We start from the raw sequence: 14403 nt of genomic DNA on the forward strand, positions 1-14403 counted from the left end.
GCATACCCGCGCCCCCGAGCGCTCAGCCGCGGCCACCGTCCTCGTCGGACGGTTCGTCGTCGAAGACCGCGCTGACGTCGAAGCGGCAGACGATCCGCTCCGGGTCGGCCTGCTCGAAGGGGGCGTCCAGCCACTCCCCCGGCTCCGACGGTTCCTCGGCGGCCGAGACCCAGAGCGTGGAGTCGCCCTCCTCCAGACCGAACTCCTTGTGCCGGGAGGCGATCTCGTCCGGTTCGTACTCCCCGAACAGCACGCCGATCGCCGCATGCGTGCTGCCGCCGACCACCGCCGCGGCCTCCGGCCCGTCCTCGTCGGCCTCCACGTCCGCGATCCGCTGCGCCTGGGCGAGCAGGCGCTGCGGTTCCACCACGGCGTAGTCGCGCCGGATCAGCACGCTCAGCGCGTGCGGCTCCTCGGGCCCCGCGTACGGCGGCAGCGAGTCCTCGGCACCGGGGATCTCGAAGGGCGTGACCTCGTCGTACCGGTCGTAGAGCCGCTCGTCGTAGGCCTCGGCCGCGGCGGCCAGGGCGTTGAATGCCTCGTAGACAGCAGGGTCGTCGTCACCTTCGCGACTTTCGACCGCCTGCAGATGACGGTCCAGTGCGGTTTTGACCGCCTCGGCGGCGGCGCGTACCTCGGCAGCGGTGGGCTGCGCAGCATCAGACATAGGACAGACGCTATCCGTACGGGGCCGGTGCCCGCACAATAGATGCGATGCCGGAATACGAATTTGTCGACGTGTACGTGCCGCGAGGCGTCTCCCGCAAGGAGGCGACCCGGCTCCTGACCGACCATGCCGAGTACGGACACTGGGAGTTGGACCGGTTGAGCCTGCACCGGGACGGCAGCCGCCGGGTGCGGCTGCGCCGGCGGATCATCCGCCAGCTCCGCGCCACCTGGTGACAGGGAAGGGGCCCCGCCGCGCGGGGCCCCCTGTGCGTCGTGCCGCCGTACCTCAGGCGGACATGCGCGCGCGGCGGTACAGGATCGCGCCACCGATCAGCGCGCCCGCGCCGACCGCGCCGGCCAGGCCGAGCGGGAGGCCCGCGCCGGTCTCGGCGAGCTCCTCGGAGCCCTTCGGCGGGGTGACCGTCTGCGGCCCGGGGTTATTGTGCCCGCCGGACGTCCCCGGGTTTCCGGGCTGGCCCGGGTTGCCGGGGTTGTTCGGTTCGCCGGGGTTGCCCGGGTTGTTCGGCTCGCCCGGGTTGCCGGGCTCGCCGGGGTTGCCCGGCTCCTCCGGCTGACCGGGCGGCGACGGCTCGATGCCGTTGTCGCACTCGTTGCCGTACGCGCCGTTGCCCACGCCGATGACGTTGACGCTGTTGCCGCAGGCGTTCACCGGCACGTCGACCGGCACCTGGACGTTGTTGCCGGAGCCGACGCCCGGCGAGTTGCCCGTCTGTCCGTCCGCGGAGGAGCCGCTGTCCCCGCCCCCGGGCTGGGAGCCCGGCTTCGAGACGTTGGCGCACTTGTTGCCGAACGCCGGGTTCAGCACCCCGATCACGTCGACGGTGTTTCCGCAGGCGTTCACCGGAATGTGCACCGGAACCTGGACGGAATTGCCGGACGCGACGCCCGGGGAGTTCTTCGCGACGCCGTCGGCGTTCGCGTCGGCGTGCGCGTAACCGCCGCCCAGCGCGGCGAATACTCCGCCCGCGGCCGCAACGGTGATCAGGCCCTTGCGCGTGACCTGTCGCATAGCTTGTCCTGCCTTCTCGGCTGAAGCCGTCTCGGCTTCTCGGAATCCTCCCGGCAACCCGGCCGGGAGGCGGAATGCCCACCGGCCCCGGAGTGCATGGCACGCACTCCGGGGCCGGCCTGGCTCAGACCCCCAGGGGGTCGTGGCTCAACGTCAGGCGTTGATGCAGGTGTTGCCGAAGGCGGGGTTCAGCAGCCCGATCACGGAGACCGTGTTGCCGCACACGTTCACCGGGATGTGAACCGGCACCTGGACAACGTTGCCCGAGAGCACGCCGGGGGAGTGCACGGCGGCACCCTGGGCGCCCGCGTCGGCAACGGCCATGCCCGCGCCCGCGAGAACGAGACCGCCGGTGGCAGCCGCAGCAGCGACGACCTTCTTGATCATTATTCCTCCTTGTTGGCAAGCGGCCTCATCGCTGAAGACCGCAACACCTGTAACGAGGGGGAAGTTATGGGGCTACGAACCTATGAGTGCATTCACTCTTTCCGGGCACACACAAACAGACGGGCGAATCCGATGCCCGAATTCGCCCGTCCGCTCACGACCCTGCCGCCGGTTTCCTCATGAGGCGTCGAGGAACCGGTCGAGCACCCGTACGCCGAACTTCAGCCCGTCGACCGGGACTCGCTCGTCCACGCCGTGGAACATTCCGGCGAAGTCCAGCTCCGGCGGCAGTTGCAGCGGCGCGAAACCGAAGCAGCGGATGCCGAGGTCGTCGAAGGACTTGGCGTCGGTGCCGCCGGAGAGCATGTACGGGACGGCCCGCGCGATCGGGTCCTCGGCCCGCAGCGCCGACTGCATGGCGTCCACGAGGCTGCCGTCGAAGCTGGTCTCCAGCGCCTTGTCGGCGTGCACGTCCTCGCGCTTGACCCGCGGCCCGAGGATCCGGTCGAGATCGGCCAGGAACTCCTGCTCGTAGCCGGGCAGGAAGCGGCCGTCGACATGGGCGGTGGCCTGGCCGGGGATCACGTTCACCTTGTAGCCGGCGCCGAGCATCGTCGGGGCGGCGGAGTTCTGCAGGGTGGCGCCGACCATCTTGGCGATGCCGCCGAGCTTGGCGAGGGTGGCGTCCATGTCCTCCGGGTCGAGCGGGGTGCCCAGCGCGTCCGAGAGCTCGTCCAGGAAGGACCGCACGGTCTTGGTGACCCGCACCGGCCAGGTGTGCCGGCCCAGCCGGCCCACGGCCTCGCAGAGCTCGGTGATCGCGTTGTCGCTGTTGGTCATCGAGCCGTGCCCGGCGGTGCCCTCGACGGTCAGGCGCATCCAGTGCATGCCCTTCTGCGCCGTCTCCACCAGGTAGAGCCGCAGGTTCTCGTTGACCGTGAACGAGAACCCTCCCACCTCGCCGATCGCCTCGGTCACGCCCTCGAAGAGATCCGGATGCTTGTCGACCAGGTGCCGCGCCCCGTACGTGCCGCCCGCCTCCTCGTCGGCGAGGAACGCGAGCACGACGTCCCGCGGGGGCTTGCGCCCGCTGCGCAGCCGGTCGCGGACGACCGCCAGGGTCATCGCGTCCATGTCCTTCATGTCCACCGCGCCCCGGCCCCAGACGCAGCCGTCGGCGATCTCGCCGGAGAAGGGGTGGTGGGTCCAGTCGTCGGCGTTGGCCGGCACGACGTCGGTGTGGCCGTGGATCAGCAGCGCCGGCCGGGACGGGTCCTCGCCCTCGATCCGGGCGACCGTGGAGGCGCGCCCCTTGTGCGACTCGATGATCTTCGGTTCCAGGCCGACCTCGGCGAGCTTCTCGGCCACGTACTCGGCCGCCGCCCGCTCCCCCGGCCCGGAGTGGTCGCCGTAGTTGCTGGTGTCGATGCGGATGAGGTCGCGACAGAGATCGACGACCTCGTCCTCGCCGGTGATGCCCCGGGTCGTGTTCGACTCGCTCACGCTGCTTCCTCCCACTTCACTGCCCCATCACTGCCGGTGGTCCCCCTCATCCTCCCGCGCCCCGGGGTGGTGATCGACCCCCTCGAATGTTTGCTATGGTTTTCCTCGTCGGAACGGCCCAGGCCGAAAAGACACCACCTGGTCCGGGTGGCGGAATGGCAGACGCGCTAGCTTGAGGTGCTAGTGCCCTTTATCGGGCGTGGGGGTTCAAGTCCCCCCTCGGACACCAACGAAGGACCCCACGATGTGGGGTCCTTCTTGCTTTTGGCCGGAAACGTACGACGGAGCGACCCTGATGCGACGGAAGACGAAGGCCCCGGTGTCGCCGTTGCCGCAGCGGGGCGGGATCGATGCGGTGCGGGTGCGGTTGCCCGAGGGGGGCTGGGGGACCGTGGGGGAGCATCTGGTGGCGCGGTTCGGTGGGGTCGTGGGGGTCGAGCGGGTCGAGGCGATGCTCCGGGAGGGGCGGTTCGTGGGGGCCGACGGGCGGGGTGTGGACGGGGACGAGCCGTATGCCGCGGGGCGGTACCTGTGGTTCCACCGGGACTTCGCCCCGGAGGAGCGGGTGCCGTTCGAGATGGGGGTGGTGTACCGGGACGAGCGGATCGTGGTGGCCGACAAGCCGCACTTCCTCGCCACCATGCCGCGGGGGCGGCACGTGACCGAGACCGCGGTCGCGCGCCTGCGGCGGGACCTCGGTGTGCCCGCGCTGCAGCCGGCGCACCGGCTGGACCGGCTCACCGCGGGGCTCGTGCTGTTCGTCGTGCGGCCGGAGGACCGGGGGGCGTACCAGACGCTGTTCCGGGACCGGGCCGTGCGCAAGGTGTACGAGGCGGTGGCGCCGTACGACCCGGAGCTGGTGCTGCCCGTCACCGTGCGGAGCCGGATCGAGAAGGAGCGGGGGGTCATCGCCGCTCGGGAGGTGCCCGGTGAGCCGAACAGCGAGAGTCGCGTCGAGCTCCTCGAGCGGCTGCCCGGCGGGCTCGCCCGGTACCGGCTGGTGCCGGTGACCGGGCGGACGCATCAGCTGCGGGTGCACATGAACGCGCTGGGCGTGCCGATCCTGGACGATCCGGTGTACCCGGTGGTGCGCCCGGACGGGCCGGAGGACTACACGCGGCCGCTGCGGCTGCTGGCGCGGACGCTGGAGTTCCCCGACCCGTTCACGGGGGATGCGACGACGTTCGTCAGTCGGTTGTCTCTCAGTGGCCCCGGGTGATCCATTCCTCCAGGTGCGGGGCCTCGTCGCCGATCGTCGTGGGGTCGCCGTGGCCGGTGCGGACCACCGTCTCCGGCGGCAGCGTCAGAAGCTTCTCGCGGATCGAGTCGATGATCGTCGGGAAGTCCGAGAACGATCGGCCGGTCGCGCCCGGGCCGCCCTGGAAGAGGGTGTCGCCGGAGAAGACCGTGCCGAGGTCGGCGGCGTACAGGCAGACCGCGCCGGGGGCATGGCCGGGGGTGTGCAGGACCGTGAGGTCCGTGCCGGCGATGGTGAGGACCTGACCGTCGGCGAGTTCGCCGTCCGGGGTGTGGTCGGGGTGGGTGAGCTTCCACAGGGCGTGGTCGTCGGGGTGCAGCAGGATCCGCGCGCCGGTGGCGGCGGCGAGCGCCGGGGCGGCGTCGATGTGGTCGTCGTGCGCGTGGGTGCAGACGATGGCGCGCAGGGTACGGCCGTCGAGGGCGGCCAGGATCGCGTCGGCGTCGTGGGCGGCGTCGATCACGAGGGCCTCCGAGTCGTCGCCGACGATCCAGACGTTGTTGTCCACCTCCCAGGTGCCGCCGTCGAGCGAGAAGGTGCCGGAGGTGACCAGGCGGTCGATGCGGACGGACATTAGAGGACCACCACCGAGCGCAGGACGTCGCCCTCGTGCATGCGGGCGAACGCCTTCTCGACGTCGCCGAGGCCGATGGTCTCGGTGACGAAGGCGGCGAGGTCGATACGGCCCTGCTGGTGCAGGTCGATCAGCATCGGGAAGTCCCGGGACGGCAGGCAGTCGCCGTACCAGGAGGACTTGAGCGCGCCGCCGCGGCCGAAGACGTCGAGCAGCGGGAGTTCGAGCTTCATGTCGGGGGTGGGGACGCCGACGAGGACCACGGTGCCGGCGAGGTCGCGGGCGTAGAAGGCCTGCTGGTACGTCTCGGGGCGGCCGACGGCCTCAATGACGACGTCGGCGCCGAAGCCGCCGGTGAGCTCGCGGATCGCCTCGACGGGGTCGGTGGTGCGGGAGTTGACGGTGTGCGTCGCGCCCATGGAGCGGGCGGTCTCGAGCTTGCGGTCGTCGATGTCGACCGCGATGATCCGGGCCGCTCCGGCGAGCCGGGCGCCGACGATCGCCGCGTCGCCGACGCCGCCGCAGCCGATGACGGCGACGGAGTCGCCGCGGCCGACGTCGCCGGTGTTGATCGCGGCGCCGATGCCGGCCATCACGCCGCAGCCGAGCAGTCCGGCGACGGACGGGGAGACCGCGGGGTCCACCTTGGTGCACTGTCCGGCGGCGACCAGGGTCTTCTCGGCGAACGCGCCGATCCCGAGGGCCGGGGAGAGTTCCGTGCCGTCGAGGAGCGTCATCTTCTGCTTCGCGTTGTGGGTGTCGAAGCAGTACCAGGGGCGGCCACGCAGACAGGCCCGGCAGGCGCCGCAGACGGCGCGCCAGTTGAGGACCACGAAGTCGCCGGCGGCGACGTCGGTGACGCCCTCGCCGACGGACTCCACGACGCCCGCGGCCTCGTGACCGAGGAGGAAGGGGAACTCGTCGTTGATGGCGCCCTGTTTGTAGTGGAGGTCCGTGTGGCAGACGCCGCACGCCTGGATCTTCACCACGGCCTCGCCCGGGCCCGGGTCGGGGATCACGATCGTCTCGACGCGTACGGGCTCGTTCTTTCCGGGGGCGACGACCCCCTGCACCTGCTGCGGCATCGTGGACTTCCCTTCGTCGGACGGGATCCCGTCGAAAACGGATCTTGTAAGGCTCTTGGGTACCACTGTCCCCTGACACGGCGCGAGACCCCCGCAGGCCACGCCTGCGGGGGTCTCGTACTCCCGTGGGGGAATCCGTGCGGTGCGTCAGTCCTGCGCGCCGCCGGCCGCGGCGCGGACCCGGCCGCGGACCAGGAACCAGCCGCCGACCAGGGCCGCCGCGATGAGCGGCAGGAAGTTGACGGTGGTGCGGCCCACGCCGCCGTCCATCCACATCAGGACCACGACGGAGGCCAGGAAGACCAGCGTCACGATCTGGGTGTACGGGGCCCAGGGCAGCTGGTACGACGGGCGGACGAGCTTGCCCTGCTTGGCGCGGCGGACGAACAGCAGCGAGCAGAGCATGATCATCGCCCAGGTGCCGATGATGCCGATGGAGGCGAAGTTCAGGACGAGTTCGAAGGCCTCGCCCGGCATCACGAAGTTCAGGAAGACGCCGACGACGCCGAAGCCCGCGGTGAGCAGGATGCCGCCGTAGGGGACGCCGCCCTTGTTCATGACGCCGGTGAACTTCGGCGCGGAGCCGGCCAGCGACATGGAGCGCAGGATGCGGCCGGTGGAGTACAGGCCGGAGTTCAGGCTGGAGAGCGCGGCCGTCAGGACGACGAGGTTCATCACGCCGGCGGCGCCGGGGATGCCGAGCTTGTCGAAGACGGTGACGAACGGGCTCTGGTCGCCGGTGTAGGCGGTGTACGGGAGGATCAGCGCGAGCAGGACGACGGAGCCGACGTAGAACAGGCCGACGCGCCACATGATCGAGTTGATCGCCTTCGGCATGATCTTCTCGGGGTTCTCGGTCTCACCGGCGGCGACGCCGCACAGCTCGACGGAGGCGTAGGCGAAGACGACGCCCTGGATCAGCAGCAGCATCGGCATGACGCCGTTGGGGAAGATGCCGCCGTTCTCGGTGATGTTGGCCAGGCCCGGGGTGTGGCCGCCGACGTCGTGCGAGGTCACGATGAGGAAGATGCCGACCACCATGAAGATCACCAGGGCGGCGACCTTGACGATGGCGAACCAGAACTCCATCTCGCCGAAGTACTTCACGGAGATGAGGTTGGCGGCGAGCACGATCGCCAGGGCGATCAGCGCGAGGATCCACTGCGGGATGTCGCTGAACATCGACCAGAAGTGGGCGTAGGTCGCGGCCGCGGTGATGTCGGCGACGGCGGTGGTCGACCAGTTCAGGAAGTACAGCCAGCCGGCCGTGTACGCGCCCTTCTCCCCCATGAACTCACGGGCGTAGGAGACGAAGGCTCCGGACGACGGGCGGTAGAGCACCAGCTCGCCGAGGGCCCGGACCACGAAGAAGGCGAAGAGGCCGCAGACCGCGTAGGCGATGAAGAGCGAGGGGCCGGCGTTCGCCATGCGGCCGCCGGCGCCGAGGAAGAGGCCCGTGCCGATCGCGCCGCCGATGGCGATCATGTTGATGTGCCGGGACTTGAGGTCCTTGCGGTATCCGGCGTCGCCGGCGTCCACGTGGGTGGAGGTGTTCGACGCCGTGGACGCCGCCGAATCGGCGGACAGCGGGTCGGCCGCAGTGGAGATGCGGTCACTCATGGAGTTGTTCGCCTTCGTGAGGGGGAGGGTCTGTGCGGTACCCGGCCGGGTCGGGGGGCGTTCGTCCCGTCGTGCGGCCAGCGCACATCGTCAGCCAAGAACCCCTCACTGACAGTGAGCAAGGTCACTGAAGGCCCATTTTTGAGCTACTTCTGAGGTTACGCGCAGGTATTACCAAGGAATCCGCGGGACTACGGGGCGAGCACGTCCAGTTCCTTCAGCGCGCCCTCGGCGATCTCGCGGGTCAGCCGCTCGGCCCGCTCGGCGTCGCGCTCCCGCACGGCCTCGGCGACCTGGACGTGGAGGGTGACGGCGGCCGGGTCGGGGTCCTCGAACATCACGTGGTGGTGGGTACGGCCGGTGAGCACCTCGGCGACGACGTCGCCGAGCCGGGCGAACATCTCGTTGCCGGAGGCGTTGAGCACGACCCGGTGGAAGGCGATGTCGTGCACCAGGTACGCCTCCAGTTGCCGGCCGCGCGAGGTGGCGACCATGCCGAGGGCCTCCTCGGTGAGCTCGCGGCACTGCTCGGGGGTGGCGTGGAGGGCGGCGAGCCCGGCGGCGACGGGCTCGACGGCGGAGCGCAGCACGGTGAGCGAGCGGAGCTGCCGGGGCCGGTCGGCGCCCGCCAGCCGCCAGCGGATGACCTGGGGGTCGTACATGTTCCACGCCTCGGTCGGCAGCACGATCACGCCGACGCGGCGGCGGGACTCGACGAGGTGCATGGACTCGAGGACGCGGACGACCTCGCGGACCACGGTGCGGGAGACGTCGAAGCGCTCGGCGAGCTCGTCGCTGCGGAGCACGGTGCCCGGCGGGTACTCACCGGCCGTGATCGCGAGGCCCAGAGTGGCCAGAACCTGCGGGTGGAGGCCCGGGGCCGGTGTCGTCATGGGGCTCAGCCTACGGGCGTGCGAGAGCCGGGAACAAAAAGTACGACTTTTATGTCACAGAGACTTGAATACGTCGTACCCAATGGGTTTCATGAGCGCGACGGAAATCTGTCGACGAAGACAGCGAAGAACGCGAGGCACCCCATGAGCACCACTTCTCGCACGATCCCCCGGGTCGTCGTCGTGATGGGAGTCGCCGGCACCGGCAAGACCACGATCGGTCCGCTGGTGGCCGAGGCGCTCGGCGTCCCCTACGCCGAGGGCGACGACTTCCACCCCGAGGCGAACGTGGCGAAGATGTCGGCCGGCATCCCGCTGGACGACGACGACCGCGCCCCCTGGCTCGACGCCATCGGGCGCTGGGCGCACGGCCGGGCCGGGCTCGGCGGCGTGGTGAGCAGCTCCGCCCTCAAGCGGATCTACCGGGACCGGCTGCGGGCGGCCGCGCCCGGCGTGGTCTTCCTGCATCTGACCGGCGACCGCGAGCTGATCGAGCAGCGGATGGCGGCCCGCAAGGGCCACTTCATGCCGACCGCTCTCCTCGACTCGCAGTTCGCCACCCTGCAGCCGCTGCAGGGCGACGAGGCCGGCGTCGCCGTCGACGTCTCCGGCTCCCCGGAGGAGATCACCGAGCGGGCCGTGACCGCGTTGCTCGACGGCTTCGCCGACTGACCCCCACTGCTCCTCCGCACCCCCGTCCCCCGCTACTCCCCCGTCCCTAAGGAACCCCCGTGACCAGACTCAGCGTCGAGATGCTGGCAGCGGACGCGACCGAGCCGATCACCTCGGCCGGCAACGCCCAGCTCGGCATCGCCGTGCTCGCCGGCATCGCCGTCATCGTCCTGCTCATCACCAAGTTCAAGCTGCACGCCTTCCTGGCGCTGACCATCGGCTCCCTGGCGCTCGGCGCGTTCGCCGGCGCGCCGCTCGGGGCGACCCTCGACTCGTTCACCACGGGTCTGGGCAAGACGGTGGCGAGCGTCGGCGTGCTGATCGCGCTCGGCGCGATCCTGGGCAAGCTGCTCGCCGACTCCGGCGGCGCGGACCAGATCGTCGACACGATCCTGGCCAAGGCCAAGGGCCGGTCCATGCCGTGGGCGATGGTGCTGATCGCCTCGGTGATCGGCCTGCCGCTGTTCTTCGAGGTCGGCATCGTGCTGCTGATCCCGGTCGTGCTGCTCGTCGCCAAGCGCGGCAACTACTCGCTGATGCGGATCGGCATCCCGGCGCTGGCCGGTCTGTCGGTCATGCACGGCCTGATCCCGCCGCACCCCGGCCCGCTGGTGGCCATCGACGCCCTCAAGGCGAACCTCGGCATCACGCTGGCCCTCGGCCTGCTGGTCGCGATACCGACCGTGATCATCGCGGGTCCGCTGTTCTCCCGGTACGCCGCCCGCTGGGTGGACGTGCACGCCCCGGAGAACCTGATCCCGCAGCGGCCCACGGAGGACCTGGAGAAGCGCCCCGGCTTCGGCGTGACCGTCGCCACCGTGCTGCTGCCGGTCGTCCTGATGCTGGTCAAGGCGCTCGTCGACATCGTCGTGGACGACCCGGAGAACCCGGTCCAGAAGGTCACCGACGTCATCGGCTCGCCGCTGATCGCGCTGCTCGCCGCGGTGATCGTGGGCATGTTCACGCTGGGCCGCGCCGCCGGCTTCGGCAAGGACCGGATCGCCACGACCGTCGAGAAGTCCCTCGCCCCCATCGCGGGCGTGCTGCTGATCGTCGGCGCGGGCGGCGGCTTCAAGCAGACCCTGATCGACGTCGGCGTCGGCCAGATGATCCTGGAGTTCTCCGAGAACTGGTCGATCCCCGCCCTGCTGCTCGCCTGGCTGATCGCGGTGGCGATCCGGCTCGCGACCGGCTCCGCGACCGTGGCGACGATCTCCGCCGCCGGTCTGGTGGCCCCGCTGGCCGAGGGCATGTCGACCACCGAGACCGCGCTGCTGGTCCTGGCCATCGGCGCCGGCTCGCTCTTCTTCAGCCACGTCAACGACGCCGGCTTCTGGCTGGTGAAGGAGTACTTCGGCATGAACGTCGGCCAGACGATCAAGACCTGGTCGGTGATGGAGACGATCATCTCGGTCGTCGGCATCATCTTCGTGCTGCTGCTGTCGCTGGTGTTGTAAGGCCCCTGGAACGGGAAAGGGCCGGTCGCCTCGCTGATGAGGCGGCCGGCCCTTCCCGTGCCCGCCTACCCGACCGACCGCGCCGCGGCCCGGCCCGCCGCGCGGCCGGAGAAGATGCAGCCGCCGAGGAAGGTGCCCTCCAGGGAGCGGTAGCCGTGGACGCCGCCGCCGCCGAAGCCGGCCGCCTCGCCCGCCGCGTACACGCCCTCCAGGACCTCGCCGCCCTCCTTCAGGACCCGCGAGGAGAGGTCCGTCTCCAGGCCGCCGAGGGACTTGCGGGTCAGGATGTTGAGCCGTACGGCGATCAGCGGGCCGGCCTTCGGGTCGAGGATGCGGTGCGGGGACGCGGTGCGGATCAGCTTGTCGCCGAGGTACTTGCGGGCCCCGCGGATCGCCGTGACCTGGAGGTCCTTGGTGAACGGGTTGGCGATCTCGCGGTCCCGGGCGGTGATCTCGCGGCGCAGCTCCGCCTCGTCGATCAGCGGCTCGTCGGTGAGCGCGTTCATGCCCCGGACCAGTGCGGACAGGTCGTCCTCGACGACGAAGTCGACGCCGTGGTCCATGAACGCCTGCACCGGGCCGGGCACGTCGGCGCGGGCGCGGCCGATCACGTCGCGGACCGACTTGCCGGTGAGGTCGGGGTTCTGCTCGGAGCCGGAGAGCGCGAACTCCTTGCCGATGATGCGCTTGTCGAGGACGAACCAGGTGTGGTCGTACCCGGTCCGCATGATGTGTTCGAGGGTGCCGAGGGTGTCGAAGCCGGGGAACAGCGGCACCGGCAGGCGGCGGCCGCGGGCGTCCAGCCAGAGCGACGACGGGCCGGGCAGGATGCGGATGCCGTGCCTGGCCCAGATCGGGTTCCAGTTCTCGATGCCCTCGGTGTAGTGCCACATCCGGTCGCGGTTGATGTGGCGGGCGCCGGCGTCCTCGGTGATCCCGAGCATCAGCCCGTCGACGTGCGCGGGGACACCGGAGAGCAGCCGGGCGGGCGGCGTGCCGAGCCGCTCGGGCCACTGCTTGCGCACCAGGTCGTGGTTGCCGCCGATGCCGCCGGAGGTGACGATCACCGCCTGGGCGCGGAGTTCGAAGGAGCCGGTGACCTCGCGGCTGCTGGCGGTGCCGCGCTCGGCGTCGGAGGGCGCCAGGATCTCGCCGGTGACGGTGTCGACGCTGCCCGCGGTACGGCCGAGGCCGGTCACCCGGTGCCGGAAGCGGAAGGTCACCAGGCCGCGGGCGGCGCCCTCGCGGACCTTCGCCTCGAAGGGGGCGACGAGGCCGGGGCCGGTGCCCCAGGTGATGTGGAAGCGGGGTACGGAATTGCCGTGCCCGTTCGCGTCGTAGCCGCCGCGCTCGGCCCAGCCGACCACCGGGAAGAAGCGGACCCCGCGGGAGTGCAGCCAGCTGCGCTTCTCCCCCGCCGCGAAGTCGACGTACGCCTCCGCCCAGCGGCGCGGCCAGTGGTCCTCGTCCCGGTCGAAGCCGGCGGTGCCGTACCAGTCCTGCAGGGCGAGGGCGTGGCTGTCCTTGATCCGCATCCGCCGCTGCTCCGGCGAGTCGACGAGGAAGAGTCCGCCGAAGGACCAGTGTGCCTGGCCTCCGAGGGACTGTTCGGGCTCCTGGTCGAGCAGGATCACGCTCCGGCCGGCCTCGACCAGCTCCGCGGTGGCGACGAGCCCGGCGAGCCCGGCCCCGATGACGATCACATCAGCGTCGTACGACATGGACCGCATCTTGGATACAGGACTGTATCCAGTCAACCGTCCGGGCGGAGTCGCCTCACTCCCGTTTTCTAATGTCGAGCATTACCATGGATCCCATGGCGAGGACATCGGGACCCGAGACCCGGGAGAAGCTGATCCGGGCGGCGGAGGAGATCTTCGCCGCCCAGGGCGTGCACGGCGGCCAGCTCAGGGACGTCGTCGCCCTGGCCGGACAGGCCAATCCGTCGGCCGTGCAGTACCACTTCGGCTCCCGCGAGGGGCTCGTGGACGCGGTGATGGCCGGGCGCCAGGACCGGACGAACGCGGTCCTCGCGCCGCTGCTCGCGGCCGCGCCGGACGACCTGCCCGAGCTGATCACCGTCCTGGTCACCGCCGAGTCGAGCGAGCTGCGCACCGATCGCGGCCGGCGCTGCCTGCGGATCTCCACGCAGCTCAGCCACGAGAGCGGGGTCCGTGCGCGGACCCCGCATCCGACGCTGGCCGGGACCCCGTACTGGGCCCTGTTCGAGCGGATCGAAGCCCGTCTGACCGCCGACGGGCTGCCCGAGCCGCTGCGGCTCGAACGGCTCGACCTGGCGCTGACCGTCGTCGGCGCGGCGATGGCCGACCGGGCCCGCCAGTACCTCGACGGCGCCGAGCCCCTCACCGACGAGCCGCTCTTCCTGGCCGACCTCGTCGCCACCACCACCGCACTGCTCCGGGCGCCCCGGCCCGCCGGCCGAAAGGACCTTCCATGAACGTGAACGCGAACCTGAACGTGAACGACCTGAGCGGCAAGACCGTCCTGATCACCGGCGGCGCCCGTGGCCTGGGCGCCGAGGCCGCCCGCCACGCCGTCGCGGCCGGCGCGAGCGTCGTGATCACCGACGTGCTCGACGAGGACGGCAAGGCGACCGCGGCGGAGCTCGGCGAGCGGGCCCGGTTCCTGCACCACGACGTGACCTCCGAGGAGGACTGGGCGGCGGCCGTCGCGTACGCCGTCGCCGAGTTCGGCGGTCTGCACGGGCTGGTCAACAACGCGGGCATCTCGACCGGCGCGTTCCTGGAGAGCGAGTCCGTCGAGCACTTCCGCCGGGTCCTCGACATCAACCTGACCGGCGTCTTCATCGGCATGAAGGCCGCGATACCGGCGATGAAGGAGGCGGGCGGCGGCTCGATCGTCAACATCTCCTCCGCGGCCGGCCTGATGGGCCTGGCCCTGACCGCCGGCTACGGCGCGTCCAAGTGGGGCGTGCGCGGGCTGACGAAGATCGGCGCGGTGGAGCTGGGCACGGCGCGGATCCGCGTCAACTCCGTGCACCCGGGCATGACGTACACCCCGATGACCGCCTCGGTCGGCATCGAGCGGGGCGAGGGCAGGTACCCGAACACCCCGATGGGCCGGGTCGGCGAGGCCGACGAGATCGCCGGGGCGGTGGTCTTCCTGCTCTCCGACGCGGCCTCGTACGTGACCGGCGCGGAGCTGGCGGTGGACGGCGGGTGGACCACGGGTCCGACGGTGAAGTACGTCATGGGTCAGTGAGGCTGCTTGGAT

Annotated in this window: 15 protein-coding genes and 1 tRNA gene; 7 read left to right on the forward strand and 9 right to left on the reverse strand. The window is 70.9% G+C overall.

Annotated elements, in window-relative coordinates; genetic code table 11:
* Nucleotides 1-22: 22 nt before the first annotated feature.
* The gene (locus ABZO31_RS05840) at nucleotides 23-667 is read right to left on the reverse strand and encodes a hypothetical protein (RefSeq protein WP_406859907.1); all 645 of its coding nucleotides are present in this window, start codon (nucleotides 665-667) and stop codon (nucleotides 23-25) included.
* Between the two features lie 47 nt (nucleotides 668-714).
* On the opposite strand from ABZO31_RS05840, the gene ABZO31_RS05845 reads away from it, so the two are divergent.
* A complete protein-coding gene (locus tag ABZO31_RS05845; RefSeq protein ID WP_114041729.1) occupies nucleotides 715-903 on the forward strand; it encodes a DUF5703 family protein in 189 nt (62 codons plus the stop codon).
* A 52-nt stretch (nucleotides 904-955) separates the two neighbouring features.
* Here ABZO31_RS05845 and ABZO31_RS05850 read toward each other — a convergent pair whose 3' ends face one another.
* The 3 genes from ABZO31_RS05850 to ABZO31_RS05860 all read right to left on the reverse strand — a co-directional run bounded on the left by ABZO31_RS05850 (nucleotide 956) and on the right by ABZO31_RS05860 (nucleotide 3589).
* Nucleotides 956-1699 (reverse strand): chaplin family protein, encoded by a 744-nt coding sequence (locus tag ABZO31_RS05850; RefSeq protein ID WP_406859908.1) that lies wholly within the window; start codon nucleotides 1697-1699, stop codon nucleotides 956-958.
* Between the two features lie 153 nt (nucleotides 1700-1852).
* Nucleotides 1853-2086, reverse strand: coding sequence for a chaplin ChpH (gene chpH / locus ABZO31_RS05855; protein WP_406859909.1), 234 nt, complete (start codon nucleotides 2084-2086; stop codon nucleotides 1853-1855).
* A 177-nt stretch (nucleotides 2087-2263) separates the two neighbouring features.
* Nucleotides 2264-3589, reverse strand: coding sequence for a M20/M25/M40 family metallo-hydrolase (locus tag ABZO31_RS05860; RefSeq protein ID WP_406859911.1), 1326 nt, complete (start codon nucleotides 3587-3589; stop codon nucleotides 2264-2266).
* Nucleotides 3590-3730: 141 nt separating this feature from the next.
* On the opposite strand from ABZO31_RS05860, the gene ABZO31_RS05865 reads away from it, so the two are divergent.
* Nucleotides 3731-3818: transfer RNA gene (locus tag ABZO31_RS05865), tRNA-Leu, on the forward strand.
* A gap of 66 nt (nucleotides 3819-3884) precedes the next feature.
* The gene (locus tag ABZO31_RS05870) at nucleotides 3885-4808 is read left to right on the forward strand and encodes a pseudouridine synthase (protein WP_406859912.1); all 924 of its coding nucleotides are present in this window, start codon (nucleotides 3885-3887) and stop codon (nucleotides 4806-4808) included.
* Here ABZO31_RS05870 and ABZO31_RS05875 read toward each other — a convergent pair.
* The 4 genes from ABZO31_RS05875 to ABZO31_RS05890 form a co-directional block, all read right to left on the reverse strand.
* Nucleotides 4792-5421: an MBL fold metallo-hydrolase gene (locus ABZO31_RS05875; RefSeq protein WP_406859914.1), complete on the reverse strand. Its 630-nt coding sequence runs from the start codon at nucleotides 5419-5421 to the stop codon at nucleotides 4792-4794. The genes ABZO31_RS05870 and ABZO31_RS05875 overlap by 17 nt on opposite strands.
* The gene (locus ABZO31_RS05880; RefSeq protein WP_406859915.1) at nucleotides 5421-6506 is read right to left on the reverse strand and encodes an S-(hydroxymethyl)mycothiol dehydrogenase; all 1086 of its coding nucleotides are present in this window, start codon (nucleotides 6504-6506) and stop codon (nucleotides 5421-5423) included. Before ABZO31_RS05880 ends, ABZO31_RS05875 begins: the two co-directional genes overlap by 1 nt.
* Before the next feature lie 147 nt (nucleotides 6507-6653).
* Entirely contained in the window at nucleotides 6654-8126 is a 1473-nt protein-coding gene (locus ABZO31_RS05885) for an amino acid permease (RefSeq protein ID WP_406859916.1), read from the reverse strand.
* A gap of 191 nt (nucleotides 8127-8317) precedes the next feature.
* Complete coding sequence (locus ABZO31_RS05890) at nucleotides 8318-9019, reverse strand: FadR/GntR family transcriptional regulator (protein ID WP_406859918.1); 702 nt, start codon at nucleotides 9017-9019, stop codon at nucleotides 8318-8320.
* A gap of 144 nt (nucleotides 9020-9163) precedes the next feature.
* Between ABZO31_RS05890 and ABZO31_RS05895 the strand changes: the two genes are divergently transcribed.
* Nucleotides 9164-9691, forward strand: coding sequence for a gluconokinase (locus tag ABZO31_RS05895; protein WP_406859920.1), 528 nt, complete (start codon nucleotides 9164-9166; stop codon nucleotides 9689-9691).
* A 59-nt stretch (nucleotides 9692-9750) separates the two neighbouring features.
* Nucleotides 9751-11148, forward strand: coding sequence for a gluconate:H+ symporter (locus ABZO31_RS05900; protein WP_406859921.1), 1398 nt, complete (start codon nucleotides 9751-9753; stop codon nucleotides 11146-11148).
* Between the two features lie 65 nt (nucleotides 11149-11213).
* On the opposite strand, the gene ABZO31_RS05905 is transcribed toward ABZO31_RS05900, so the two are convergent.
* On the reverse strand, nucleotides 11214-12869 hold the full coding sequence (locus ABZO31_RS05905; protein WP_406859922.1) for an FAD-binding dehydrogenase: 1656 nt from the start codon (nucleotides 12867-12869) through the stop codon (nucleotides 11214-11216).
* Between the two features lie 95 nt (nucleotides 12870-12964).
* Between ABZO31_RS05905 and ABZO31_RS05910 the strand changes: the two genes are divergently transcribed.
* Both ABZO31_RS05910 and ABZO31_RS05915 read left to right on the forward strand, forming a co-directional pair.
* Nucleotides 12965-13606, forward strand: a complete 642-nt coding sequence (locus ABZO31_RS05910; protein ID WP_406859923.1) for a TetR/AcrR family transcriptional regulator — start codon at nucleotides 12965-12967, stop codon at nucleotides 13604-13606.
* Nucleotides 13607-13626: 20 nt separating this feature from the next.
* Nucleotides 13627-14391 carry a glucose 1-dehydrogenase gene (locus ABZO31_RS05915; RefSeq protein ID WP_406865263.1) on the forward strand — a complete coding sequence of 255 codons (765 nt, stop codon included), beginning with the start codon at nucleotides 13627-13629 and terminating at the stop codon, nucleotides 14389-14391.
* The last annotated feature ends 12 nt before the right edge of the window (nucleotides 14392-14403 follow it).

It is taken from the genome of Streptomyces solicamelliae, from assembly GCF_045348655.1.
Lineage (GTDB): Bacteria > Actinomycetota > Actinomycetes > Streptomycetales > Streptomycetaceae > Streptomyces > Streptomyces solicamelliae.